This is a genomic window from Streptomyces coffeae, from assembly GCF_016741875.1.
Classification (GTDB): Bacteria; Actinomycetota; Actinomycetes; order Streptomycetales; family Streptomycetaceae; genus Streptomyces; species Streptomyces coffeae.
On sequence record NZ_JAERRF010000003.1, the window covers coordinates 278,473 to 303,355 of the forward strand.

The 24,883-nt window shown below is 70.0% G+C and carries 22 protein-coding genes and 2 tRNA genes; 5 read left to right on the plus strand and 19 right to left on the minus strand.

Annotated elements, in window-relative coordinates; genetic code table 11:
• The first annotated feature begins 113 nt into the window (after positions 1-113).
• Positions 114-2,147 carry a Stk1 family PASTA domain-containing Ser/Thr kinase gene (gene pknB, locus JK363_RS05950; protein WP_201872148.1) on the plus strand — a complete coding sequence of 678 codons (2,034 nt, stop codon included), beginning with the start codon at positions 114-116 and terminating at the stop codon, positions 2,145-2,147.
• Positions 2,148-2,245: 98 nt separating this feature from the next.
• On the opposite strand, the gene JK363_RS05955 is transcribed toward pknB, so the two are convergent.
• The 6 genes from JK363_RS05955 to JK363_RS05980 all read right to left on the minus strand — a co-directional run bounded on the left by JK363_RS05955 (position 2,246) and on the right by JK363_RS05980 (position 6,948).
• Positions 2,246-3,031 carry a class E sortase gene (locus tag JK363_RS05955; RefSeq protein ID WP_201872149.1) on the minus strand — a complete coding sequence of 262 codons (786 nt, stop codon included), beginning with the start codon at positions 3,029-3,031 and terminating at the stop codon, positions 2,246-2,248.
• Entirely contained in the window at positions 3,028-4,578 is a 1,551-nt protein-coding gene (locus JK363_RS05960; RefSeq protein ID WP_307821626.1) for a class E sortase, read from the minus strand. The genes JK363_RS05955 and JK363_RS05960 overlap by 4 nt, the downstream gene beginning before the upstream one ends.
• A complete protein-coding gene (locus JK363_RS05965; protein WP_201872151.1) occupies positions 4,575-5,225 on the minus strand; it encodes an aminodeoxychorismate/anthranilate synthase component II in 651 nt (216 codons plus the stop codon). The genes JK363_RS05960 and JK363_RS05965 overlap by 4 nt, the downstream gene beginning before the upstream one ends.
• Positions 5,222-5,413 carry a hypothetical protein gene (locus tag JK363_RS05970; protein WP_201872627.1) on the minus strand — a complete coding sequence of 64 codons (192 nt, stop codon included), beginning with the start codon at positions 5,411-5,413 and terminating at the stop codon, positions 5,222-5,224. The genes JK363_RS05965 and JK363_RS05970 overlap by 4 nt, the downstream gene beginning before the upstream one ends.
• Before the next feature lie 69 nt (positions 5,414-5,482).
• Positions 5,483-6,163, minus strand: coding sequence for a class E sortase (locus JK363_RS05975; protein WP_201872152.1), 681 nt, complete (start codon positions 6,161-6,163; stop codon positions 5,483-5,485).
• Positions 6,164-6,177: 14 nt separating this feature from the next.
• The gene (locus JK363_RS05980; protein WP_201872153.1) at positions 6,178-6,948 is read right to left on the minus strand and encodes a DUF881 domain-containing protein; all 771 of its coding nucleotides are present in this window, start codon (positions 6,946-6,948) and stop codon (positions 6,178-6,180) included.
• A 145-nt stretch (positions 6,949-7,093) separates the two neighbouring features.
• Here JK363_RS05980 and crgA point away from each other — a divergent pair, with 145 nt between their 5' ends.
• On the plus strand, positions 7,094-7,351 hold the full coding sequence (gene crgA / locus JK363_RS05985) for a cell division protein CrgA (RefSeq protein ID WP_201872155.1): 258 nt from the start codon (positions 7,094-7,096) through the stop codon (positions 7,349-7,351).
• Positions 7,352-7,624: 273 nt separating this feature from the next.
• Here crgA and JK363_RS05990 read toward each other — a convergent pair whose 3' ends face one another.
• Together JK363_RS05990 and JK363_RS05995 are read right to left on the minus strand one after the other, a co-directional pair.
• Positions 7,625-8,509, minus strand: a complete 885-nt coding sequence (locus JK363_RS05990; RefSeq protein ID WP_201872574.1) for a rhomboid family intramembrane serine protease — start codon at positions 8,507-8,509, stop codon at positions 7,625-7,627.
• A 96-nt stretch (positions 8,510-8,605) separates the two neighbouring features.
• Complete coding sequence (locus JK363_RS05995) at positions 8,606-9,139, minus strand: peptidylprolyl isomerase (protein ID WP_201872157.1); 534 nt, start codon at positions 9,137-9,139, stop codon at positions 8,606-8,608.
• Between the two features lie 285 nt (positions 9,140-9,424).
• Here JK363_RS05995 and JK363_RS06000 point away from each other — a divergent pair, with 285 nt between their 5' ends.
• Positions 9,425-10,144: a DUF5324 family protein gene (locus tag JK363_RS06000; protein WP_201872158.1), complete on the plus strand. Its 720-nt coding sequence runs from the start codon at positions 9,425-9,427 to the stop codon at positions 10,142-10,144.
• A gap of 189 nt (positions 10,145-10,333) precedes the next feature.
• On the opposite strand, the gene JK363_RS06005 is transcribed toward JK363_RS06000, so the two are convergent.
• Together JK363_RS06005 and JK363_RS06010 are read right to left on the minus strand one after the other, a co-directional pair.
• Positions 10,334-11,482 (minus strand): response regulator, encoded by a 1,149-nt coding sequence (locus tag JK363_RS06005; protein ID WP_201872576.1) that lies wholly within the window; start codon positions 11,480-11,482, stop codon positions 10,334-10,336.
• Positions 11,483-12,008: 526 nt separating this feature from the next.
• Positions 12,009-12,081 (minus strand) — tRNA-Ala (locus JK363_RS06010).
• 117 nt (positions 12,082-12,198) lie between these two features.
• On the opposite strand from JK363_RS06010, the gene JK363_RS06015 reads away from it, so the two are divergent.
• Both JK363_RS06015 and JK363_RS06020 read left to right on the plus strand, forming a co-directional pair.
• Positions 12,199-12,744, plus strand: coding sequence for a helix-turn-helix domain-containing protein (locus tag JK363_RS06015; RefSeq protein ID WP_201872159.1), 546 nt, complete (start codon positions 12,199-12,201; stop codon positions 12,742-12,744).
• A 48-nt stretch (positions 12,745-12,792) separates the two neighbouring features.
• Entirely contained in the window at positions 12,793-14,328 is a 1,536-nt protein-coding gene (locus JK363_RS06020; protein WP_201872163.1) for a serine/threonine-protein kinase, read from the plus strand.
• Positions 14,329-14,385: 57 nt separating this feature from the next.
• Here JK363_RS06020 and JK363_RS06025 read toward each other — a convergent pair whose 3' ends face one another.
• The 9 genes from JK363_RS06025 to gnd all read right to left on the minus strand — a co-directional run bounded on the left by JK363_RS06025 (position 14,386) and on the right by gnd (position 24,842).
• Positions 14,386-15,876, minus strand: coding sequence for a hypothetical protein (locus JK363_RS06025; protein WP_201872165.1), 1,491 nt, complete (start codon positions 15,874-15,876; stop codon positions 14,386-14,388).
• Positions 15,877-16,081: 205 nt separating this feature from the next.
• Positions 16,082-16,216, minus strand: coding sequence for a DLW-39 family protein (locus JK363_RS41905; protein WP_003958712.1), 135 nt, complete (start codon positions 16,214-16,216; stop codon positions 16,082-16,084).
• Between the two features lie 181 nt (positions 16,217-16,397).
• A tRNA-Ile gene (locus JK363_RS06035) sits at positions 16,398-16,471 on the minus strand.
• Positions 16,472-16,533: 62 nt separating this feature from the next.
• Complete coding sequence (locus JK363_RS06040) at positions 16,534-17,262, minus strand: DUF3566 domain-containing protein (protein ID WP_201872167.1); 729 nt, start codon at positions 17,260-17,262, stop codon at positions 16,534-16,536.
• 3 nt (positions 17,263-17,265) lie between these two features.
• Positions 17,266-19,878: a DNA gyrase subunit A gene (gyrA, locus tag JK363_RS06045; RefSeq protein ID WP_201872169.1), complete on the minus strand. Its 2,613-nt coding sequence runs from the start codon at positions 19,876-19,878 to the stop codon at positions 17,266-17,268.
• 41 nt (positions 19,879-19,919) lie between these two features.
• Positions 19,920-21,947 (minus strand): DNA topoisomerase (ATP-hydrolyzing) subunit B, encoded by a 2,028-nt coding sequence (gyrB, locus tag JK363_RS06050; protein ID WP_307821627.1) that lies wholly within the window; start codon positions 21,945-21,947, stop codon positions 19,920-19,922.
• Positions 21,948-22,243: 296 nt separating this feature from the next.
• A complete protein-coding gene (locus JK363_RS06055; protein ID WP_201872175.1) occupies positions 22,244-22,774 on the minus strand; it encodes a DciA family protein in 531 nt (176 codons plus the stop codon).
• Complete coding sequence (recF, locus tag JK363_RS06060; RefSeq protein ID WP_201872178.1) at positions 22,771-23,913, minus strand: DNA replication/repair protein RecF; 1,143 nt, start codon at positions 23,911-23,913, stop codon at positions 22,771-22,773. Before recF ends, JK363_RS06055 begins: the two co-directional genes overlap by 4 nt.
• Before the next feature lie 50 nt (positions 23,914-23,963).
• Positions 23,964-24,842, minus strand: a complete 879-nt coding sequence (gene gnd, locus JK363_RS06065; protein WP_201872183.1) for a phosphogluconate dehydrogenase (NAD(+)-dependent, decarboxylating) — start codon at positions 24,840-24,842, stop codon at positions 23,964-23,966.
• Positions 24,843-24,883 lie beyond the last annotated feature (41 nt).

The following is a 24,883-nucleotide window of genomic DNA, read 5'->3' on the forward strand; positions in this document are numbered from 1 at the left end:
AGTAGCGGCTGTGGCCGGGTCGCGTTGGATGTGCCGGGTACGGTATGCGCGAGCAGCACTTGACCGGCCCCCACAGGTGCGGTCGGGAATGACGGAAGAGGGCTGGAGTAGCTATGGAAGAGCCGCGTCGCCTCGGCGGCCGGTATGAGCTGGGCTCAGTGCTCGGCCGCGGTGGCATGGCGGAGGTCTACCTCGCCCATGACACCCGCCTCGGCCGCACTGTCGCTGTGAAGACGCTCCGGGTGGACCTCGCCCGCGACCCGTCTTTCCAGGCCCGGTTCCGCCGAGAGGCCCAGTCGGCCGCCTCGCTCAACCATCCGGCGATCGTCGCGGTCTACGACACCGGCGAGGACTACGTCGACGGGGTCTCGATCCCGTACATCGTGATGGAGTACGTGGACGGCTCCACGCTGCGTGAGCTGCTTCACTCGGGCAGAAAGCTGCTCCCCGAGCGCTCCATGGAGATGACCACAGGCATCCTCCAGGCCCTGGAGTACTCGCACCGGAACAACATCGTCCACCGCGACATCAAGCCCGCGAACGTCATGCTGACGCGCACCGGGCAGGTCAAGGTGATGGACTTCGGCATCGCCCGCGCCATGGGCGACGCCGGTATGACCATGACGCAGACGGCCGCCGTGATCGGCACCGCCCAGTACCTCTCCCCCGAGCAGGCCAAGGGCGAGACCGTCGATGCCCGCAGTGACCTGTACTCCACCGGCTGTCTGCTCTACGAGCTGCTGACCGTACGTCCGCCCTTCGTGGGCGACTCCCCGGTGGCCGTGGCCTACCAGCACGTACGGGAAGAGCCGCAGCCGCCGAGCGCGTACGACCCCGAGATCACCCCGGAGATGGACGCCATCGTCCTGCGGGCGCTGGTCAAGGACCCGGACTACCGCTATCAGTCGGCCGACGAAATGCGCGCCGACATCGAGGCCGCGCTGGAGGGCCAGCCGGTCGCCGCCACCGCGGCGCTCGGCGCGGTCGGCTACGGCGCCGACGACCAGCCCACGACCATGCTGCGCCCGCAGGACTCCGGGGCGCAGACCTCGATGCTGCCGCCGATGCGCGACGACGACGGCGGGATGGGCTACGACGAGCGCCCCGACCGGGGCCGCGGCCGTGGGGGACCGCCGGAGAAGAAGAGCAATCTCTCGACCATCCTGCTGGTGCTCGCCGGGATACTGGTCCTGGTCGGCGCGATCTTCATCGGGAAGTCGATCTTCAGTGGGGGCAACGACAACAACAAGGTCGAGGTCCCGTCCCTGAAGGGCGACACCTTCGCTTCCGCCGAGGAGCAGGGAAGGAACGGCGGCTTCAAGGTCGAGAAGGCCGGCACGACGTTCTGCGACGAACCCAAGAACACGGTCTGCTCGCAGGATCCGACGGGCGGCAGCGAGATCGAGCGGGACGGCACGGTCCGGCTGACCATGTCCAAGGGCGCCAAGCCCGCGGCCAAGGTCGAGGTCCCCGACGTCACGGGGAGCCAGATCGCGTCCGCGACCCAGCAGCTGGAGGCGAAGGGCTTCGAGGTCGTCCCGCAGCAGAAGGAGTCTCCGCAGCCCGCCGGTACGGTGCTGGCCCAGGACCCCACGGGCGGTACGAAAGTCGCCAAAAAGAGCACGGTCACGCTGACCGTGGCCGCGGCCGAGTCCAAGATCGTTGTCCCGGACGTCACCACCAAGAAGCTCGAGGACGCCAAGACGGCGCTCCAGAAGAAGGGCCTCAAGGTCGACGTCATCGAGGCCGAGAACGGCGATGTCGAGGAGGGCACGGTCACCGATCAGACGCCCAAGGGCGGCCAGGAGGTCGCGCCCGGCTCGCAGATCACCCTGACCGTCGCCAAGGCTCCCGCGCAGCCGGAGAACGTGCAGGTGCCCAACCTGGCCGGCCAGTCCCTCAAGGACGCCAAGAAGGCCCTGAAGCAACTCGGGCTCAACGTGGGCAGCATCGCCGGGCCGCAGGACGACACCGCTTCCGTGGTGACCAGCCAGCCGCCCGCGGGCACCGAGGTACCCAAGGGCCAGTCCGTGAACCTCATCACGGTCGCCGGTCAGGGCGACAACGGCGGTGGCCCCGGCGGTGGCCCCGGCGGTGATGACGGCGGGATCTTCGGCGGCCCGAGCGGCGCCACCCCCACCGGATAGTCCGCCGCGGGCTCGGCCGAGCTCATCGACGGGGAAGCCCCCGGCGCCCTCCTGGGAGGGCGCCGGGGGCTTCCCCGTGGTCCTGACGACTCCGCCGGCTAGCGCAGCTCCTCGGGGGGCGTGCGGCGTGCGTCCACCTTCTCGGTGCGCTCCAGTTCGGCCCACACGATGTAGCGGTTTCGCGAGGTGTACACCGGCGTACAGGTCGAGAGGGTGATGTAGCGGCCCGGCTTCTTCCTGCCCGACTCCTTGGGGACCGCGTCGAGTACGTCCACGTTGTACTTCGAGGTCTCGGGGAGCGTCGCGTAGACCCGGTAGACGTACCAGCGGTCACGGGTCTCGAAGACGACCGCGTCGCCGTCGTGGACCTTGTTGATGTTGTGGAACTTGGCACCGTGGCCGTCCCGGTGGGCGGCAAGAGCGAAGTTGCCCTTTTTGTCCCAGGGCATCGCGGACTTGACCGGGTCCGTGTAGTAGCCCGCGACACCGTCGTTCAGGGTCGTGGTACTGGTGCCCTCCTTGACCAGCACCTCGCCGTTGTTCATGGACGGTACGTGCAGGAAGCCGATGCCGTCCTTGGTGTCCAGCCTGCCCGGACCCTGCTCCGCCCAGTGCCGCCGCACCCGGTCACCCTGCTTCTTCGCCTCACGGTCGGCGAGCACATTGGTCCACCACAGCGAGTAGACGACGAAGAGGGCGAGGATCAGACCCGCGGTGATCAGCAGCTCGCCCAGCACGCCGATGGCAGCCGCTATCTGCCCGCGGGGGGTCCGGCCGGTGGGCCGGGCGGGCGGATCGGGGGCCCGGCCCCGCCGCTGGTCGTGGTCGGTCCGTGCCACCGCGTCGTACCCCTTTTCTGGCTGTTCCCGCTCAGGCGCGCTCATTCGACCAGCGCGTCCGGCTTCCCTTCGCTGCGCGGGCGCTCGTCGACCATCTTGCCCCACACGATCATCCGGTACGTGCTGGTGAACTCCGGGGTGCAGGTGGTCAGCGTGATGTAGCGGCCCGGTTTGGTGAAGCCCGAACCGGCCGGCACCGGCCCGATGACGCCCGTGTTGGACGGGGAGGTCTGCGGGAGGATGTCGTCCATCTCGTAGGTGTAGTAGCGGCGTTGGGTCTCGATGATGATCTCGTCGCCGGGCTTGAGATGGTTGATGTAGCGGAACGGCTCGCCATGGGTGTTGCGGTGCCCGGCGAGCGCGAAGTTCCCCTTCTTGTCCCAGGGCATCGCGGTCTTCAGCTTGCCCTTGGCGTAGTGGCCGACCATGCCGCGGTCGAGAACCTTGTGCTTGTCGATCCCCTCGGCGATCGGCGCCTTCACATCCAGCTTGGGGATGTAGATGATCGCGAACCCCTGGCCGGGGGAGAAGGCGCCCGGGGCACGGTCGCCGTCACCGTTCTCGTCCCACTGCTTGCGGAGGTTGTTGGCGGCGCCGTTGGCCTGCTGATGGGCCCGGATGTTGGTCCACCACAGCTGATAGGTGACGAAGAGCAGCATCACCACGCCGAGCGTGATGAACAGCTCGCCGACGACCCGGCTCATGACGACCCCGGGGCTGTCCTTGCGCGCCCGCGCGGCGCGCTTGGCCTCCATACGGGTGCGGGGCGCGGTGCCGGAGGGTGCGGTGACGCCCGTTCGCGGGCCGCTCGCGCCGCCGCGCCGGCCTCCGCTCCGGGCGGCCTCCTGGGCTGCCCTGCGGCGGGCGGCGCGGCCGCCGGTTGGCGGCGGCCCATCGGATGTGCCCGGTGTGCCCGTTGGGGCCGTGGTGCCGCTGGAGGCCATGGTGCCGCTTGGGGCCGTGGTGCCGCTTGGGGCCGTGGTGCCGGGGCCGACCTTCCGCAGCGGCATGGTCTCGTCGCTGCCGGGGGGTGCGGTCCGGGGCGCCACGGCGCGCAGGGCCACCGTCTCGTCGTCGCCCCGCGGCGGCGCGGCGGGCGCGGGGCCGGCGACGGGGGGCAGGACGGCGGTCTCGTCGGCCCTGCGGGGCTCTGAGGGGGTCGCTCGCGCCCTGCGGCGCCCCGTGGGTGGCCCGGGGACCTCCTCCGCCTCACCGGGCCCTGTGGCGGCCGGTCGGCGGCGGCGCCGACCGGTCGGGGGTGGTACGCCGTCCAGCGGCACCATCTCCGCCGGACCGGCGGGGCCGCCCGGCGCGTTCTCCTCGGGGGGAGGGCGGCGGTGGCGTCTGGGGGGTGTGGGATCCGGGGGCCGCCCGGGGAGCGAGGCGGTGCCCAGGGTGTGGCCGGTGGCTCCCTGCGGGGCCGCCCCGGGCAGCGGGTCGTTCAGGGGGTCGTCCAGCCGCTCCGCCGACGCCGCGAACGCGTCGGAGCCGCCGTGGGCGTCGTACGGCCCCGGTGGCTCGTACGACGCGTGCGGGGCGGCTTCCTGGGCGCCATAGGCCGCGCCCTCGCGCTCGGGGCGCAGTGCGGTCACTCGCCTGCCTTGCCGCCGACCGCCCCGACCACCGGGGCGAGCCCCGCGGACCGCTCCACCGCTCCGCTGTCGCCGCACTCCACCAGCCAGTTGGCGAGCATGCGGTGGCCCCATTCGGTGAGGACCGACTCGGGGTGGAACTGCACGCCCTCGACGCGCAGTTCGCGGTGGCGCAGCCCCATGGCGATGCCCGTCTGGGTCCAGGCCGTGATCTCCAGCTCGTCCGGGACGGTGCCCCGCTCGACGGCGAGCGAGTGGTAGCGGGTGGCGGTGAAGGGGGACGGCAGCCCCTTGAAGACGCCCGCTTCCTCATGGGTGACCAGCGAGGTCTTGCCGTGCAGCAACTCCGGGGCGCGGCCGACGACTCCGCCGTAGGCGACGGCCATGGACTGCATCCCCAGGCAGACGCCGAACACCGGTACGCCGGTGGCGGCGCAATGCCGCACCATGTCGACGCAGACCCCGGCCTCCTCGGGGGTGCCGGGCCCGGGCGACAGCAGTACGCCGTCGAAGCCGTCCTGGGCGTGCGCGAGGGCGACCTCGTCGTTGCGCACCACCTCGCACTCGGCGCCGAGCTGGTAGAGGTACTGGACGAGGTTGAAGACGAAGCTGTCGTAGTTGTCGACGACCAGGATGCGCGCGCTCACCGCCGACCCGCCATTCCCTCGTCGACCGTCACGTCGTTGAACGGCAGCAGCGGCTCCGCCCACGGGAAGACGTACTGGAAGAGCACGAAGACGATCGCCAGCACCAGCACGAGCGAAATCAGCGCCCGCACCCATGCGTTCCCCGGCAGATGCCGCCAGATCCAGCCGTACATGCCATCCCTACTCACCGATGACGGAGTCGATTGCAGCACCGGAGTGCAGCACCAGAGTAAAGGGCCGAGGAGCTCCCGGGAGGGTCAGCCGGACAAAGCGGCGGGCTTGCCCCCGGCGACCGGGCGGGTTGCGTCGAGATGCGCCCAGGCGATCAGCCGGTGGCTGTGCCCCCACTCCGGGTCGCAGGTCGTCAGCGTCAGATAGCGGCCGGGGCGGCGGAATCCGGAGGCCCGCGGCACCGGGTCGATCACCCCGGTGTCGCTGGGGCGGGTGCGGTAGGGGCGCCGGTCGACGCGGTACGTGAACCAGGTGGTGCCGTTGGTCAGCACCACGGCGTCGCCGGGGCGCAGCGCGGGGAAGTCCTTGAACGGATCGCCGTAGGTGCGCCGGTGCCCGGCGACGGCGAAGTTCCCGGTGGCGCCGAGGCGGGCGGTGCGGGAGTAGTGGCCGAGCCCCTTCTTCAGGGTGTCGGCGTCGGTGCCCTGGAGGACGGGTTTGGCCCAGCCGGTGCCGAACCGAGGGATGTACATGACCGCGAAGGAGGCGCCGGGCTCATAGCGGGGTGGTGCGGCCGAGGTGCGAGCGCCCCCGGCGGTGACGGAGCCGGTGGACCAACGGTCCTGGAGGTGGTCGATCTCGCTGTCCATCGCGCGGTCGGCGCGGACGGAGGTCCAGTAGAGGAGGTAGACCACCAGGAGAATGATCAAGGCGCCGATGGTGACGCAGAGTTCACTGAGCGTTCTGATGATCACCCGAGTGGTCACCGGCCCCCCAAGCGCTACCCGATGGGCTGTGCCTGATGCAGGTCCACTGTGCCGGAGTAGCCGGGAAGAGTCACCGTGTCGTGCTGGTCGACTTTCCAGCCGAGGCCGTAGGCGTCGACATAGCTGCGGTAGTTCTGGATGGCGGGGGACGCGGCGAGCGCGGTGCGCAGCTTGCCCCGGTCACCAACGGCGGTGATCTTGTAAGGCGGCGAGTAGACCCGGCCCTGGAGGATCAGGGTGTTGCCGACGCAGCGCACCGCGCTGGTGGCGATCAGGCGCTGGTCCATCACCATGATCCCCTTGGCCCCGCCCTGCCACAACGCGTTGACCACGGCCTGGAGGTCCTGCTGGTGGATCACGAGGTCGTTGGGCTGCGGCTCGGGGACGCCGGGGATCAGGGCGGTGGCGTTGGGCGGGGCGTCGGTGAGGGTGACGGTGAGCGCGGGGCCGGTGAGCTTCCTGGTGCCCGCGGTCTCCTCCAACTCGGTCAGTTTCCGGCGCTCGGCACTGGTGCTGCCGTCGCCACGGCGGGCGAGAGCGTCGACCTCGGAGCGCATCCGGGCCGCGCTGTCGTCGAGGGTGTGGTTCTTGCGGCTGCGCTCCTGGATCAGGTCGGACAGCCGCAGCATCGATTCATCACTGCGGATGTTGGTCCCCTGGGCCGTGTTGAAGCTGGTCCAGAAGATGAGTCCGGCGAGCGCGAAGACCGAGGCGGTCAGCAGCCGGGCGGGGCGGAGGGCGGGTCGGCGGAAGCCCGGGGTGGGGGAGTCAGCGGAATTGCTCAACGTACCCTTACTCCTTACGACGCCGCGGAAGGACTACGCTAACTGACGTGTGGGGGAGGGAAGTGGTCCCCATCGCTGTCCCGCCCCGGCGCCGTCCGCTTACATCCCCGCGCGGTCACGCAGCGCATCGACAGGAGAGTTCCTCGTGCCGAAGTCACGGATCCGCAAGAAGGACGATTTCACCCCGCCTCCGGCGAAGCAGGCGGCGAACATCAACCTGAACAGCGGCCGCCGCTGGGTGGCGCCGCTGATGCTGGCGATGTTCCTGATCGGCCTGGTGTGGATCGTGGTCTTCTACATGACCAAGGGGGACATGCCGATCGAGTCGCTGGGCAACTGGAACATCGTCGTCGGCTTCGGCTTCATCGCCGCGGGGTTCGTCGTCTCGACGCAGTGGAAGTAGGCCCCTCCGCGGCCCCTTCGGTAGCGCTGTCCGATCTCTGTCCACAGGGTTATCCACAGGCGGGGAAAACTCAGAAGATCTGTGGATAACCTCTGCCGCGTTGACGCCGGTGTGACCGGTGAGGCATCCCTGTTCGATCGTTCACACCTGCACTTTCCTGCGAAAATGCAGGTCAGCAGGGGCACGTACAGATGTTCTCCACAGGGTGCGCAAGATCCACCGCCTGCTGTGGACAACTGACCGAGCCAGACCCGTTCGAAGGGCCTGCTGAGCTCAGGTGGGGATCTGGAGCGTACGGATCCAGATCACCGCGACCATCGCGATCAGCATCACCGCGCAGGTCCCCCACTGCACCAGTGCCCGCCGCTCGCGCGGGGCGTGCACCATGCCGTACGCCACCGCCGTGCCGACGACCAGCCCGCCGACATGGGCCTGCCAGGCGATACCGGCCCAGGTGAAGGTGAAGAGCAGGTTCAGCGCGAGCAGCGCGATGACCGGCCGCATGTCGTACTGGAGCCGCCGCATCAGCACGGCGGTGGCGCCCAGCAGGCCGAAGATCGCGCCGGAGGCGCCCAGCGAGGGCTGGTTCTCCGCGGCGAGCAGATAGGACAGCGCGCTTCCGCCGAGACCGGAGAGCAGGTAGAGGGACAGATAGCGGGCGCGGCCGAGCGCGGCCTCCAGCGGACCGCCGATCCACCACAGCGAGAGCATGTTGAAGGCGATATGCATCGGCGCCTGGTGGAGAAAGACCGAGGTCACCAGCCGGTACCACTGCCCGTCGGCGACTCCTACCGCTTCGCCGCTATGGGGCAGGGAGGCATAGCCGACCAGGTCCAGATCGTTCACCAGCCGGTCGCCGACCGCCAGCACCGCGAACCATATGACGAGGTTGAGGCCGACCAGGATCTTGGTGACCAGCCGTGGGTCGGAGGTGATCACGCCGCCCGCCAGGGTGCGCGGCTGGGACGCGCGCGGGGAGGGGCCGTGCGCCGCCGGGCCCGCCCCGGCAGAGGCACGGCCGCCCACACAGTCCGGGCACTGGAATCCGACGGAGGCGCTGATCATGCACTCCGGACAGATCGGGCGCTCACAGCGGGTGCAGGTGATGCCGGTCTCCCGCTGCGGATGCCGGTAACAGCAGACCGCCTGGTCCTCCATGGTGTCCTCTCGCCCCCTGTCCACACGCTCGGTCACGTCCTCCGCCCCGCTTGTTCACACGGACAAGCGGGGCATGGAGTTCCCGTGCGGGGGAGATCAGCCCTCGCGGGTCTCCACGACGACGGACTCGATCACGACGTCCTGGAGCGGACGGTCGGTGCGCGGGTTGGTCCCGGCGGCCGCGATCGTGTCCACGACCTTCTTGCTGCCCTCGTCGGCGACCTCGCCGAAGATGGTGTGCTTACCGGTCAGCCACGTGGTCGGGGCGACGGTGATGAAGAACTGCGAGCCGTTGGTGCCGGGACCGGCGTTGGCCATCGCCAGCAGGTACGGCTTGTTGAAGGCCAGGTCCGGGTGGAACTCGTCACCGAACTCGTAGCCGGGGCCACCGGTGCCGTTGCCCAGCGGGTCACCGCCCTGGATCATGAAGCCGCTGATGACCCGGTGGAAAACGGTGCCGTCGTAGAGCTTCTCCTTGGCCTTCTTGCCGGTGGCCGGGTGGGTCCACTCGCGGCTGCCCTCGGCGAGCTCCACGAAGTTCTTGACCGTCTTGGGCGCGTGGTTCGGCAGCAGCCGGACCACGATGTCGCCGTTGTTCGTCTTCAGAGTGGCGAAAAGCTGCTCGGCCACGATCTACCTTCCATCGTTTTCACTTCCGTCTCCTGATCCTCGCACGGACCCGAGGGCGAGGGGTATCCGTGAAGACCCCCTACGGCGCGCCGATCCACGGCATTTCCGGAAGAATCTCCGCTATGACCCGGATGCCCGGCCTCACATGCTGTGCGTGCGGCGAACGGGCATGATCTCCACAAACAGGCATGATCTTTCTTGGGATGGAAACACGAAACTGCGCAGGTTGAGCACAGAACTCTGAACCCCGGAGCAATGACCAACGCCACCGAGGAGGAGGATCCCGTGACCCGCATTGACAGCGTGCGAGCCGCGACCGGCACCGCCAAGAGCGGCGTCCTGCACGCCGCGGAGGCGGTGGCGCCCTACGCCGGCACGGCCAAGGACACCGCCACCCGCTACGCGCACCAGGCGCGCGTGCGGCTGGCGCCGAAGGTCTCGCACGCCGCACACCAGGCCCGGTGCAGCGCCGGTACGCAGTACCACGCACATATCGCGCCACGGCTCTCCCAGGCCCGGGGGAGTCTGCCGCCCAAGGTGGACGCGGCCGCCACCCGTGCCGCCAAGCGCACCCGCAAGGCCGCACAGCAGGCCGCCGAGTACACCGCGCCCCGGGTGGAGAACGCGGTGGCCGGAGTGCGCGCGGCCGCCGGCCCCGCCCGCGAGGAGGCCCTGATCCGCACAGCGGCGGCCGTTGCCGCGCTGCGCACCCATGTGACGGCCGCCGAGATCGAGAAGTTGGCCAGAAAACGCCGCCGCCGGGCCCGGGCCGCACGAGCGGCCAAGCGGACCACCTTCATCGGGCTGATCGGCGCGGGTCTCTTCGCCGCCTGGAAGTGGTGGGACCGGCAGGCCAACCCCGACTGGCTGGTGGAGCCCCCGGCGGCGACCGAGGTGGGCGACCGCGAGCGGCTGACGACCGTGGACGGCCGCGACACCCTGGACCCGGAGGTGCAGGCCAAGCAGGCCGAGGCCGAGACGGGTAAGGACGACGACCAGCGCTGACGGTCTCACCCGTCGGTACCAGTGGGCGCCGGTCGGCCGGTGAGCCAGGAGCCGACCGGTGACGCCGGTGGCCGGTGGTGCCGGTCGGCGAGTGGGCCGGAGCACGGTGGTGGAGCGGCACGGAGCGCGCCGAGGGGCGGAGGACCGGGGTCTTCCGCCCCTCCGCCATGTCCGGGCATCCATCCGGCCTCACTCCCCCGGGCCGCGCTCACCGGAGCGGCGCTGCCGCCGCTCCAGGAAGATCTCGGTGAAGACCGACACCTTGGCCCGCAGCGCCCAGGGGTCGAACGGCTTGGCCATGTAGTCCACCGCCCCCGCCGCGTATCCGCGCGAGGAGTGCTCCGGATCGGCGCCCATCGCGGTCAGGAAGATGATCGGGATGTCCCGGTTCCGCGGGCGCCGCTTGATGTGGGCGGCCGTCTCGTAGCCGTCCATCTCCGGCATCTGCACATCGAGCAGGATCACGGCGAAGTCGTCATGATCGAGCAGCGCCTTGAGAGCCTCCTGACCGGAGCTCGCGGTCACCAGCTCCTGGTCGAGTGTGGCGAGCACGGCCTCCATGGCCAGCAGATTGTTCGGTTGGTCGTCGACCACCAGGATCTTCGGACGCGGACCGCCGCCGGGCGGGGCCATGGGCCCCACCGTGACGCCCGGCTCCTCGTCCGGCCGCGGCACCGCGGCGGGACGCTGGGCCTCCACCACGGCGAGCTGGCGCTCCAGCACCAGACAGCGGTCCTCCGCCAGCCGTCCGCGTCGGCGCACCTCCGCCAGTTCCTCGCTGAGCCGCCGCACCTCCCGCTCCAGCTTGTCCCGCTCCTTGATCAACTCCTCGCGGTCCGGTAACCCCCGCTCCAGCGCGTCCGCGCGGGCACGCTCCGTCGCCCAGGCCGCCTCGGCCTGGTTCAGCCGCACCTCCAGGTCGGCGATGCGGTGCTTGCGGTCGAGCAGCACCTCGCCCAGCGCGTCCTGATGGGCGAGCGAACACCGCGCCGCCCGGTCCGCGTCCGCCAGCTGTACCTGGAGGATCTCCATGGCGTGGGCGGGGGACCGGCTGGTGCGCACCGCGGCCCGGTGCAGATCACGCATCAGCTCGATGGCGGCGGGGGTGACGGCAGCGCCCCGCCTGGCCGCGAGATCCGTGAACAGATCGAAGACGAACTCCCACGGCGGGATGCGCGTCCCGCTCAGGAAGCGCGAGACCGTACTGGGATCCCGGTGCCGTCGCACGGCGTATCTGCGCACCGAGACCCCCAGCCCGTCGAAGAGCCGTCTCAGCTCGACCGCGAACGCCCGGCACTCCTCGGGCAGATTGTCCCCCAGCGGATGCAGCTCACCCATCTCGTCCCTCTCCACGGCGACTCACGCCGATCAGACGATTCCCGGGCGACTTGCCCGAGTTGTGAGCGACAGCCTGGAGGATCGCGCGGGTGTTGCGCGGAACAACGCCGGGAGTGGCAACACCGGGGCCGCGGGGCCACGGCCGCACAACGAACCTCATCACCACCCGCTCGCCAATATCCGCTACGCGGACCGCACTTGCCCCCCGCGCCGGGCGGCGATGCGGCCCACTGGACCACCTGGGGCTACGAAGGCGCCGAACCGGACGTTCTCAAGGGCCTGTTGGCTGAAATTCCGGCTGGTTGGTCCCGCACGATCCCCGGCAAGCGGCAAACCATGTGATCGCCTAGATGCAGATAAATGCAGACCGCGCTCCACATGACGGTGAAGCTCGCCTTTCCATCGCCTTTATCCCGATTCCTGGTCTACGCCGTACGGGGGCGACACAACAGACCGGCGCTGACGCCAGAAACACCGAGAGGTCTCCTGACGCGCGTTTCCGCAGGTCAGGAGACCTCTACTGACGTGGAGCCTAGGAGAGTCGAACTCCTGACATCCGCCATGCAAAGACGGCGCTCTACCAACTGAGCTAAGGCCCCGTCGCCGATCAGGATACCTGGTGTCGGCAGCCTTTCCCGACCGGGTATCGCTCGCACGTACCGCTCTCCGTAGGATGCCACGCAAGATTCGCGGCAGCGAAGCGAAGGGGAGACCAGATGGACGCAACACAGCAGGATGCCACGGCGCGTGCACGGGAGCTGCAGCGCAGCTGGTACGGGGAACCGCTGGGGGCGCTCTTTCGCCGTCTCATCGACGATCTCGGTCTCAACCAGGCCCGTCTCGCCGCCGTGCTCGGTCTCTCCGCGCCCATGCTGTCGCAGCTCATGAGCGGTCAGCGGGCAAAGATCGGCAACCCGGCGGTGGTCCAGCGCGTACAGGCCCTCCAGGAGCTGTCCAGCCAGGCCGCGGACGGCAGGGTCAGCGCGGCGGAGGCCGCGGAGCGCATGGAGGAGATCAAGAAGAGCGCGGGTGGCTCGGTCCTCAACTCCACCCAGACCGCGGCCAGCACGGGTGCCCCGACCGTGCGGCGCGTGGTCCGCGAGATCCAGTCGCTGCTGCGGTCCGTGGCCGCCGCGGGGGACATCATCGATGCCGCGAACTCCCTCGCCTCCACCCATCCCGAGCTGGCAGACTTTCTCCGTGTGTACGGCGCCGGGCGGACCGCCGAGGCGGTCGCGCACTACGAGGCGCACCAGAGCTGACGGTCTGATGGACTGCTGACGAGTCGATGACGGGGCGGGCACGGCGCGATGGGTGAGATCTTCGCGGGCCGGTACGAGCTGGTGGACCCGATCGGGCGCGGGGGAGTGGGCGCCGTCTGGCGGGTCTGGGACCACCGCCGCCGGCGGTATGTGGCGGCGAAGGTGCTCCAGCAACGCGACGCCCATACGCTGCTGCGCTTCGTCCGGGAGCAGGCGCTGCGGATCGACCATCCCCATGTGCTGGCGCCCGCGAGCTGGGCGGCGGACGACGACAAGGTGCTGTTCACCATGGATCTGGTGGGCGGCGGCTCGTTCGCCCATCTCATCGGTGACTACGGCCCGCTGCCGCCGCGCTATGTGTGCACCCTGCTGGACCAGTTGCTCTCCGGGCTGGCCGCGGTACACGCCGAGGGTGTGGTGCACCGGGACATCAAGCCCGCGAACATCCTGCTCGAGGCCACCGGGACGGGACGGCCGCATGTGCGGCTGTCCGACTTCGGCATCGCGCTGACCAAGGGCGAACCCAGGCTCACGGAGGCCAACTATGTGATGGGCACGCCCGGTTACTTCGCGCCGGAGCAGATGATGGGCGACGACCCCGACTTCCCGGCGGACCTCTTCGCCGTCGGACTGGTGACGCTCTATCTGCTCAGCGGGCACAAGCCGGACGCGGAGGCGCTGGTGACGCGCTTCAGCGAGCAGGGGGTGCCGAACCCGCCCGCGGAGGTGCCGGAGCCGCTGTGGCAGGTGGTGGCGGGGCTGTTGCAACCGGACCCCGACGACCGCTTCCGCACGGCCATCGGGGCACGCAAGGCACTGGCGACCGCTGTTGAGTCGCTGCCCGAGGCCGATATCGACGACGAGGCGATCGAGATCTTCGATCAGCTCGGTCCGCTGCCCACGGGATTCGGACCCGACGGTCCGACCCGACCGAGGCGCCGCCATGCCAAGGCGGATCCGCCCGGCGAGACCGCGGAGGCGGCCCGGACGGCGCAGACCGCCGACGCGGCGCACGACTCCCGGCCCGCCGCCGAACCGGCGGAACCCGCTGCCCCACAGCCCTCCATGTCGGACACCGGCAGCTTCACCCTCCCGCCGCCCCGTCCACAGCCCCAGCCCCAGCCGCAGTCCCCGTCGCAGCCGCAGGAGCAGCGGCCCGCGGCACCGGCCCATCCCGCTCAGGGGCCGCTGCCTCCGCAGCACCCGCCGACACCACATCCCCTGACACCCCATCATCCGGTGCCTCAGCTGTCGGCCTCCCAGCCGCACACCCCCGCGACGCCCTCGACCGTCGCCCCGCTGCCGCAGGCCCCTCAGCCGCCCGTACAGCCACCGCTGCCCGCGCACCATCCCGAGCCGCCGGGCTCTCCTCATCTCCATACGCCCACCCCCGTACCGACCGCGACGCCCTCCGCGGCGCCACTCGCTCACCCTTCTACTCGTCCATACACCGCTCAGCAGCCGCGGGTTCCACGCAGGGCCGCACGGCGTCCCGGGCCGTCCCGGAAGGCGACGGTCTCGATCCTGATCGCCGCGGCCGTGTGCTTCGCCGTCGGTACCTGGGCGCTGATCGTCGCCGGCTGAGCCCGGCCCAGCCCTAGCACGCAGTGCCGACCGCGAGAACGCGCTGCCGCCGCCCCGCTACCAGCCCGACGGCGGCCCGTACCGCTGCTGCCCCGTCGACGACTCCCCCACCGCCGGAGCACCCGCCTGAGCACCCGGACCGGCATCCGGACCGGCACCCGCGCCCGTACCCGGCGCGACCTCGTCCGCCCCGCCGAGCGCCCCCTCATCCGGCTCCCCCGCCGCCGTACGGCGGCGCGCGGTCACGGTCCAGGTGCCGAGCCCGGCCAGCAGGACCGTTCCCGCACCGAGCCCCGTCCAGCCCACCAGCCGGAGTGTGGACCTGTTCCCGTCGTCGGCCGACACGGACATCGCGTCGTCCCCCACGGACAACGTCCCCTGCCGCGCCGCCTTCCTGTCGGCCTCGGTGAGGCCGAAGCCCTGCTTCAGCGCGTCGCCCTGGTAGTCCGGCCCACCACGCCCGGTGCCCGCGACCCGCACCCGCAAGGTGACCGGCACCGTGCCCTTCACCTGCGGGGCCACCTCGGTGGGGCTGAGTGTGACCGCGAGGAAGTACCCGCCTGCCACGCTCATCGCACGGACCGAGTAGTCGGTCTTCGCATAGCGGTTTCCGTAGGCCACAGGCGCGGTGCTCACCTGCGTCCCCGAAGCCTTGCTCTTCCCCAAGCCGACGGTGCCGCGCTCGGCGAGCCCGAGCGCCGGGGTGTACGCCCGGAGGGACACGGCGTTGTCGAGGAGTGAGGAGCTCTTGTCCTCGCCGTCCGCGGGCAGTTCGGCGACGGCGGAGAGCTGCTGGCCCCAGTCGACCGGGACCCGGTAGAAATGCGTCTCGCCCGGCCGGAAGTCATCCCTCCACACACCTGTGGACACCGTCGGCGCGTCACCGAACCCCTGGCCGCCCTCGTGGTGCCGCGGGGTGCCGCTCGGCGGCTGCGGCGGATCGGTCCGCCAACTCCCCTCCGGCGTACCGCCCGTGGACCCGCCCTTCACCGGGGGCTCCACCATCAGCCGCAGTTCCAACGGCCAGCGGGAGGGGTCCTGGGCCCCGGCCTGACGCTCCACCGTGACCAGATAGCGGCCCGCCTTACGGCAGGACGACAGCAGACCGTTGTCCATCTGCCGGGTGACGTGGTCGGCCAGAGGGTAGGCCACGCCGTTGCTCTCGCCCCGGGACGCCTTGGCGTCGCAGGTGCCGCCCGCCGGATCCTGGAGGGTGACCCGGACGCCGTCACGGAACGAGGCCCCACCCGTACCGGGCCGGGGAGCGGCGACCGCGGAGACATAGGCGGCCGACTTCGCGTCGAGTCTGACGGCGTAGTACCGCTTCTCACCCGGTCCGATGCTGTCGGTGTAGGTGCGTCCCGCGTCGAGCGCCGGGGCACCGGCGGCGTCCCCGGCGCCGCGTATCCGGGTGCCCTGGGTGTCGTACCCCCGGGGTCCCGCGCCGGCGTCGGCGGGCGCCGCCAGGGCCTGCCCCTGCGTCGTCACCACCGCACACAGCGCCGCCACCGCGGCGAGGCCCGACCTGACCCTGCTGCGGTCCCTCATCGCGCGTCACTCCTCGTCGTACCGGCCGTGGCCGCGAACCCGCCCAGTTTGCGTGTGCAAGCAATTCGTTTGCGAGAGTGAACGCAATGGCCCCCGTCAGCAGATCCCCGAGCCCCCGCGCATCATCCCCGCCACGGTCGCCAGTAAAGCGGACGGGGCCCCGACCGCTCCAGCGGTCGAGGCCCCGTACCGGGACTCGTGGGGGTCACACGCCCGAACCTGCGGGCACGGAGTCGGTCGCCTCCGTCCACAGATCCTGCTCGGCGCGATCCGCCTGGATCTGGCGGTACACGAGGAGCCCGCCGATGGCGGCCAGTGCGACCAGGAGGAGCTTCTTCACCGCGCTACCTCGTCTCTTTCTTGACGTAGGGGACCTCTGGCGCCCGATGATACACACCGATCGATACCGTTCGGTGACCTATGCCGGCCATCGGCCCGACAACAACCGGACATCAACTCCCCGGACGCCGTTACGAGATCGGCCCGGCGGAGAGATTCTCCATCCGGGCCGTTCGCGTCGGTGGGGCTAACAGGACTTGAACCTGTGGCCTCTTCCTTATCAGGGAAGCGCTCTAACCGTCTGAGCTATAGCCCCGCGCTGCACCGAAAGATTAGCGCACCACCAGCCCTGTCCCAAAATCGGTAACGGGCGGGCCGCTACTCGTCCTCGGCGAGCGTCAGCTCCACTCCACCCACGAAGCCCGCGGACAGGTTGTAGATGAACGCGCCCAGGGTGGCCAGCGCGGTCGCCAGCACCACATTGATCACGGCGATGATCGAGGTGAACCCCAGGACACGCGGCAGCGACAGGAAGGTCTCCAGGTCGAACCCGGTGCCCTTCTGGGACTCCGTGGCCTCGCTGATCGTGCCGCCCACGGCACTGAAGACGCCCATGGCGTCCATGACCATCCACAGCACCGCCGTGGCGATCACCGTGCAGATGCCCAGCGCGATCGCGAGCAGGAAGCTGACCTTCATGACCGACCACGGGTCCACTCTGGCGACCCGCAGCCGCGCCTTGCGGGTGCGCGGCACCGGACGGGCTCCCGCGCCGGTGCGGGGGCGCCGGACGCCCGCGGTGGCCCGGCCCCCGGCAGCCTTGCCGCCACCGGACGGCGGGGCGTACGCCTGCGGCGGGTGGTACGGCTGTGCGGGCGCCCCGCCGGAGGGCCGTTCACCGGGCAGCGGGCTCGCCGAGCGCTGCTCATCCGGCTCCGGCGGCCGCTGGGGCCGCAGCTTGCGGGTGTCGGTCACTGTGCCCCGCTGAGGGTCGGCGCCACGGGCGCCGTCCGGAGCGGACGCCCCGCCCGCTGAGGACGGGACTCCCGGTCCGGGCAGCCTTCCGGCGTTCGCACCGCCTCCCGCGGCACCCGTGGCTCCACTCACGACTTACTCCTCGGTTTCGTCCGCCGGGGGCGCGGAGCCCTCGGCCGCCTCGGGCGCGGCCCCCTCGGCTGCCTCGATCCCGGCCTCGGAGCATTCCTCCTCGACCTCTTCAGCCTCACGACCGGCCTCGGCGTTACGAGCGATGCCCACGACGGCATCGCGCTTGCCCAGGTTGATCAGTTGGACGCCCATGGTGTCACGGCCCGTCTCCCTGACCTCGCTGACCCGCGTACGGATCACACCGCCGCTGAGCGTGATGGCCAGAATCTCGTCGGACTCCTCGACCACCAGCGCACCGACCAGGGAACCACGGTCCTCCACGATCTTCGCGGCCTTGATTCCGAGGCCGCCGCGACCCTGGACGCGGTATTCATCCACGTTCGACCGCTTCGCGTACCCACCGTCGGTGGCGGTGAAGACGAACGTACCTGGCCGCACGACATTCATCGAGAGGAGTTCATCGCCCTCGCGGAAGCTCATGCCCTTCACACCGGAGGTCGCCCGGCCCATCGGCCGCAGCGATTCGTCCGTGGCCGTGAACCGGATGGACTGGGCCTTCTTGCTGATCAGCAGCAGGTCATCCGCGGAGGAGACCAGTTCGGCACCGATCAGTTCGTCCTCGCGACCGTCCTCCATCTCCCGGAGGTTGATGGCGATCACACCGCCGGAGCGAGGCGAATCGTAATCCTTCAGCGGCGTTTTCTTCACCAAACCCGACTTCGTGGCGAGCACCAGATACGGCACCGCCTCGTAGTCACGGATCGCCAGGATCCGCGCGATCTGCTCGTCCGGCTGGAACGCCAGCAGGTTGGCGACGTGCTGGCCGCGGGCCTCCCGGCCCGCGTCCGGCAGCTCGTACGCCTTCGCCCGGTAGACCCGGCCCTTGTTGGTGAAGAACAGCAGCCAGTGGTGGGTGGTCGAGACGAAGAAGTGGTCGACGATGTCGTCCTGCTTCAGCTTCGTACCGCGCACCCCCTTGCCGCCGCGCTTCTGGGAGCGGTAGTCCTCGGTCTTGGTGCGCTTCACATAGCCGCCACGGGTGATGGTGACGACGATGTCCTCCTCGGCGATCAGGTCCTCGATGGACATGTCGCCGTCGAAGGGGACCAGCTTGGAGCGCCGGTCGTCGCCGAACTTCTCGACGATCGCGGTGAGCTCCTCGCTGATGATCTGCCGCTGCCGCTCGGGCGAGGCCAGGATCGCGTTGTACTCGTTGATCTTCGCCTGGAGCTCATCGTGCTCCTGGACGATCTTCTGGCGCTCCAGAGCGGCCAGCCGCCGCAGCTGCATCTCCAGGATCGCGTTCGCCTGGATCTCGTCGATCTCCAGCAGGCCCATCAGGCCCTCGCGCGCGATCTCGACCGTGTCGCTGCGCCGGATCAGCGCGATGACCTCGTCGATGGCGTCCAGCGCCTTGAGCAGACCGCGCAGGATGTGTGCGCGCTCCTCGGCCTTGCGCAGCCGGAAGCGGGTCCGGCGGACAATGACCTCGATCTGGTGGGTGACCCAGTTGCGGATGAACGCGTCCAGCGAGAGGGTGCGCGGCACCCCGTCGACCAGCGCCAGCATGTTGGCGCCGAAGTTGGTCTGCAGATCGGTGTGCTTGTAGAGGTTGTTCAGGACGACCTTGGCGACCGCCTCCCGCTTGAGCACGATGACCAGGCGCTGGCCGGTGCGCGAGGAGGTCTCGTCACGGACGTCCGCGATGCCGCCGATCCTGCCGTCCTTCACCAGGTCGGCGATCTTCTGGGCCAGGTTGTCCGGGTTGACCTGGTAGGGCAGCTCGGTGACGACCAGGCACTGACGGCCCTGGATCTCCTCGACCTCGACGACCGCGCGCATGGTGATCGAGCCACGGCCGGTGCGGTACGCCTCCTCGATGCCCTTGCGGCCGACGACCAGCGCCCCGGTGGGGAAGTCCGGGCCCTTGATCCGGTCGATCAGAGCCTCGAGCAGCTCCTCCGAGGTGGCCTCCGGGTTCGCCAGGAACCACTGGGCACCCTCGGCCACCTCGCGCAGATTGTGCGGCGGAATGTTGGTGGCCATACCGACCGCGATCCCCGCCGAGCCGTTGACCAGCAGGTTGGGGATACGGGACGGCAGAACCGTGGGCTCCTGGTTACGGCCGTCGTAATTGTCCTGGAAGTCGACGGTGTCCTCGTCGATGTCCCGGAGCATCTCCATGGCCAGCGGGGCCATCTTGCACTCGGTGTACCGCATGGCCGCCGCGGGGTCGTTGCCCGGGGAGCCGAAGTTGCCGTTGGAGTCCACCAGCGGCATGCGCATCGACCACGGCTGGGCCAGTCGCACCAGGGCGTCGTAGATGGACGAGTCGCCGTGCGGGTGGTACGTACCCATGACGTCGCCGACGACGCGGGCGCACTTGTAGAAGCCCTTCTCGGGGCGGTACCCGCCGTCGTACATCGCGTAGAGCACGCGCCGGTGCACCGGCTTGAGGCCGTCCCGGACGTCGGGCAGCGCACGGCTCACGATCACGCTCATCGCGTAGTCGAGGTAGGAGCGCTGCATCTCCGTCTCGAGACCCACCGGCTCCACGCGGAGTCCGGCGCCCTCGGCGGGGTCTTCAGGCGTGTTCGGAGTGTTCTCGTCGGCCATTGCTGGTCAAGTCCTTCTGTCGTCTGCGGCTGGGGGCCGACTCAGATGTCGAGGAAGCGGACATCCTTGGCGTTGCGCTGGATGAACGAGCGCCGTGCCTCGACGTCCTCGCCCATCAGGACCGAGAACAGGTCGTCGGCCTGCGCCGCGTCGTCCAGGGTGACCTGGCCGAGCACACGGTGATCGATGTCCATGGTGGTCACGCGCAGCTCTTCGGCGTTCATCTCGCCCAGACCCTTGAAGCGCTGGACCGAGTCGTCCTTGATGCGCTTGCCCTGCTCGCGGCCGGCCTGGATGAGCACGTCCCGCTCGCGGTCGGAGTACGCGTACTGGACCTCGTCCCGGCCCCACTTGATCTTGTAGAGCGGCGGACGGGACAGGAAGACGTGCCCGGCCTCGACCAGCGGCCGCATGAAGCGGAAGAGGAAGGTCAGCAGCAGCGTGTTGATGTGCTGACCGTCGACGTCGGCGTCCGCCATCAAGATGATCTTGTGGTAGCGGAGCTTGCTGATGTCGAAGTCCTCGTGCACACCGGTGCCGAACGCCGAGATCAGCGCCTGCACCTCGTTGTTGTGCAGGATCTTGTCGACCCGGGCCTTCTCGACGTTGAGGATCTTGCCTCGGATCGGGAGGATCGCCTGGTACTGCGGGTCACGCCCGGATTTGGCCGAGCCGCCGGCGGAGTCACCCTCGACGATGAAGATCTCGCACTTCTCGGGGTCGTTGGACTGGCAGTCGCTGAGCTTGCCCGGCAGCGACGCCGTCTCCAGCAGCCCCTTGCGGCGGGTCAGATCGCGCGCCTTGCGGGCCGCGACCCGGGCGGTCGCCGCCTGGATCCCCTTGCGGACGATGTCGGCCGCCTCGTTGGGGTTGCGGTCCAGCCAGTCGGCGAGGTGCTCGTTGACGATCTTCTGGACGAAGGTCTTGGCCTCCGTATTGCCCAGCTTGGTCTTCGTCTGGCCCTCGAACTGCGGCTCGCCCAGCTTCACCGAGATGATCGTGGTCAGACCCTCGCGGATGTCCTCACCGGTGAGGTTGTCGTCCCGCTCGCGGAGCAGCTTCTTGTCGCGCGCGTACTTGTTGATCAGGTACGTCAGTGCGGCCCGGAAGCCTTCCTCGTGGGTACCGCCCTCATGGGTGTGGATGGTGTTGGCGAAGCTGTAGACACCCTCGGTGTACTGGCTGTTCCACTGCATCGCGATCTCGAGGGAGAGCATCCGCTCGGTGTCCTCGGCCTCGAAACCGATCACCGTGGGGTGGACCAGCTCGCCCTTGCGGGAGTTGAGGTACGTGACGAAGTCGACGATGCCGCCCTCGTAGTGGTACCGCACGGAGAGCGGCTTGCCCTCCTCGTCCACATGGGCCTCGCGCTCGTCCGTCAGCGAGATCGACAGGCCCTTGTTGAGGAACGCCATCTCCTGGAAGCGCCGGGACAGCGTCTCGAACGAGTACTCGGTGGTCTCGAAGATGTCCCCGTCGGCCCAGAAGGTGACGGTCGTGCCGGTCTCCTCCGTGGCCTCGTTCTTGGCCAGGGGCGCGGTCGGCACACCGGTCTTGTAGTCCTGGGTCCAGCGGTATCCGTCCGTCTTGACCTCGACCGAGACCTTCGTCGACAGGGCGTTGACGACGGAGACGCCGACGCCGTGCAGACCGCCGGAGACGGCGTAGCCGCCGCCGCCGAACTTGCCGCCCGCGTGGAGGACGGTCAGCACGACCTCCACGGCCGGCTTCCCCTCCGAGGGGACGATGCCCACCGGGATCCCGCGGCCGTTGTCGACGACGCGGACGCCGCCGTCGGGGAGGATCGTCACGTCGATGGTGTCCGCGTGACCGGCCATGGCCTCGTCGACGGAGTTGTCGACGACCTCCTGGACGAGGTGGTGGAGGCCGCGCTCGCCGGTGGAACCGATGTACATACCGGGTCGCTTGCGGACCGCGTCCAGACCTTCCAGGACGGTGATCGCACTGGCGTCGTACGACGGCGGGGCCAGGCCCTCGCCGTCATCGGACGGAATGTTTTCGATGGGGTTGCCGGAATCGGCCACGAAGCGCCCTTTCTGGCACAGCACAAGCCGTCTCCGGGGCAGGCGGGAGCGGCTGCGTCGTTCAACATGTGTCCGCGAGCGCTTCGGCGCGCAAGCGACGGTGTACCCGCCCAGTCTACCGGTAGCGCCGACAAGAATGGGGGCTTGCTGGCGCCTGAGTCCGCATGTGCCGCCCTGAACCGGTCGCCGCCGACTCCCCATATCTGGGGACGGGCTCCAAGAGGCTCACACCGCCACTCAGCGCTTCTGGCTGTCAACCACCGGCTACGGTGACCGGGGTCTCAGCCGTCACCCTGTGCTCAGCCGTTGACGGGGCGTGCTCAGCCGTAGGTGTCGCCCGGTCCGGTGGACCCCGGAGAGCGCAGCGGGCCGTAGCGGCGGGGCGGACCACCGGGGCCCAGCACCTTGATCAACTTCACGGTGCCCTGGCCGAGATCGGCGTTGAGCCGGGCCACGAGCTGCGGGGCGAGCAGCCGCAGCTGGGTCGCCCACGCCGTGGAGTCGCACCGCACCGTCAGCACCCGGGCATCCTCGTCGTACCGCTGCGGCTCGCAGTGCTGGGCCACCTCCGGGCCGACCATCTGCGGCCAGCGGCCCATCACCCCGCCGACGGCGGCCGGGGCCTCCCAGCCGCGCTCGGTGATCAGCCGGTTGATGGCGGCGCCGAGCGGTAGCGGATCGCGGCCGTCGGCGCGCGCGCCGGAGCGCAAGCCCCCGCGGCGCGCCTGCTTCTTCTGCTGGGCCGCGGCACCGCGCGCCCGCGCCTGCTCCTTGGCGGCGCGCAGCGCGACCCGGGCCAGATCGACCCCCGAGGGCTCGGGCGGTGTCGGCGGCTGCGGGGCGTCGGTCATACGCGCCGTACCTCGCCCCCGGACACCGCGTAGCGCGCGCCCGTCAACAGCTGTGGAACGTCGTCCTCCACCGCCGCCGTGACCAGCACCTGCTCACCGGGGGCGACCAGCTCGGCCAGCCGCTCCCGGCGCCGCTCGTCCAGCTCGGCGAAGACGTCGTCGAGCACCAGGACCGGCTCACCGGCCTCGGTGCGCAGCAGATCGTAGGAGGCCAGGCGCAGCGCAAGGGCGTACGACCAGGACTCGCCATGGCTGGCGTAGCCCTTCGCGGGGAGCCTGCCCAGCTTCAGGAGAAGGTCGTCACGGTGCGGGCCGACCAGGGTGACACCACGCTCGATCTCCTGCTTGCGCGCCTCGGTGAGCGCGGTGATCAGCCGCTGGTAGAGCTCCTCGCGGCCGACGGGCGCGGCCAGGTCCTCGCCCGCCGAGCAGCGGTACTCCAGCAGGACCGGTCCGCCGCCCGGGGCGAGCTGCTCATACGCCTTCTCGGCCAGCGGTTGGAGGACGGAGATCAGCTCCAGGCGCTGGGCGAGCAGCTCGGCACCGGCCCGTGCCAGATGCTGGTCCCAGACATCGAGGGTGGACAGCGCCGCGTCCCCGCCACCGCCGCGCGAGCCGTGCCGCCGGGCCAGCGCGGCGGTCTTCAGCAGGGTGTTGCGCTGCTTGAGCACCCGGTCGTAGTCGGAGCGGACCCCGGCCATCCGCGGGGCGCGGGCGGTGATCAGCTCGTCCAGGAAGCGGCGGCGCTCACCCGGGTCACCCTTGACCAGGGCCAGATCCTCGGGCGCGAACAGGACCGTGCGCAGGATGCCCAGCACATCACGCGGTCTGACCTGCGAGGAGCGGTTGATCCTGGCGCGGTTGGCCTTGCCGGGGTTGAGCTCGAGCTCCACCAGCTGCTGCCGGTCGCCCTGGACCACCGCGGCCCGGACGACGGCCCGCTCGGCGCCCATCCGCACCAGCGGGGCGTCGGAGGAGACCCGGTGGCTGCCGAGGGTGGCGAGATAGCCGACCGCCTCGACGAGATTGGTCTTCCCCTCGCCGTTGGGCCCGACGAAGGCGGTGACACCCGGGCCGAGGCCGACCTCGGCCCGGGTGTACGAGCGGAAGTCGGCGAGCGACAGATGCGTGACATGCATGGTGGGCTGCGCCGACCTCCCCCGGCAGTGCTGTGCCCCCGTGGGGCGGATTACTTCGAGTTCTCGACCGCGTGGCCGCCGAACTGGTTGCGCAGCGCGGCGATCATCTTCATCTGCGGGGAGTCGTCCTGGCGGGAGGCGAAGCGGGCGAACAGCGACGCGGTGATCGCGGGCAGCGGCACCGCGTTGTCGATCGCGGCCTCCACCGTCCAGCGGCCCTCGCCGGAGTCCGCCGCGTAGCCCTTCAGCTTGCCCAGGTGCTCGTCATCGTCGAGGGCGCGGACGGCCAGGTCCAGCAGCCAGGAGCGGATGACGGTGCCCTCCTGCCAGGAGCGGAAGACCTCGCGGACGTCGGTGACGGAGTCCACGGCCTCCAGCAGCTCCCAGCCCTCGGCGAAGGCTTGCATCATCGCGTACTCGATGCCGTTGTGGACCATCTTGGCGAAGTGGCCCGCGCCGACCTTGCCCGCGTGGACCGAGCCGTAGTCGCCCTCGGGCTTGAGCGCGTCGAAGATCGGCTGGACCTGGGCCACATGCTCGGGTGCACCGCCGTACATCAGCGCGTAGCCGTTCTCCAGGCCCCAGACGCCGCCGGAGACACCGCAGTCGACAAAGCCGATGCCCCGGGCGTTGAGCTGCTCGGCGTGCTTCTCGTCGTCGGTCCAGCGGGAGTTTCCGCCGTCGACGACGATGTCGCCCGGTGAGAGGAGCTCAGCCAGCTCATCGATGGTGATCTGGGTGGCAACGCCCGCCGGGACCATGACCCACACCACGCGCGGCCCCTTGAGCTTGCCCACAAGCTCGTCGAGGCTGTGGACATCGGCGACATCCGGGTTGCGGTCGTATCCGATCACGGTGTGGCCTGCGCGGCGAATGCGCTCGCGCATATTGCCGCCCATCTTGCCGAGGCCGACGAGACCGAGCTCCATCAGTTGATCCTTATGCCGTAGACATTGCGTAACGCACCTGA

What these genes read in the sequence shown, in the direction of transcription:
- JK363_RS06055 (WP_201872175.1), bottom strand. Translation starts at nt 22,774, where the DNA reads ATGACCGACGCCCCGCAGCCGCCGACACCGCCCGAGCCCTCGGGGGTC.
- JK363_RS05990 (WP_201872574.1), bottom strand. Translation starts at nt 8,509, where the DNA reads ATGGAGGACCAGGCGGTCTGCTGTTACCGGCATCCGCAGCGGGAGACC.
- JK363_RS06015 (WP_201872159.1), top strand. Translation starts at nt 12,199, where the DNA reads ATGGACGCAACACAGCAGGATGCCACGGCGCGTGCACGGGAGCTGCAG.
- pknB (WP_201872148.1), top strand. Translation starts at nt 114, where the DNA reads ATGGAAGAGCCGCGTCGCCTCGGCGGCCGGTATGAGCTGGGCTCAGTG.
- recF (WP_201872178.1), bottom strand. Translation starts at nt 23,913, where the DNA reads ATGCATGTCACGCATCTGTCGCTCGCCGACTTCCGCTCGTACACCCGG.
- gnd (WP_201872183.1), bottom strand. Translation starts at nt 24,842, where the DNA reads ATGGAGCTCGGTCTCGTCGGCCTCGGCAAGATGGGCGGCAATATGCGC.
- JK363_RS06025 (WP_201872165.1), bottom strand. Translation starts at nt 15,876, where the DNA reads ATGAGGGACCGCAGCAGGGTCAGGTCGGGCCTCGCCGCGGTGGCGGCG.
- gyrA (WP_201872169.1), bottom strand. Translation starts at nt 19,878, where the DNA reads ATGGCCGACGAGAACACTCCGAACACGCCTGAAGACCCCGCCGAGGGC.
- JK363_RS05955 (WP_201872149.1), bottom strand. Translation starts at nt 3,031, where the DNA reads ATGAGCGCGCCTGAGCGGGAACAGCCAGAAAAGGGGTACGACGCGGTG.
- JK363_RS06020 (WP_201872163.1), top strand. Translation starts at nt 12,793, where the DNA reads ATGGGTGAGATCTTCGCGGGCCGGTACGAGCTGGTGGACCCGATCGGG.
- JK363_RS06005 (WP_201872576.1), bottom strand. Translation starts at nt 11,482, where the DNA reads ATGGGTGAGCTGCATCCGCTGGGGGACAATCTGCCCGAGGAGTGCCGG.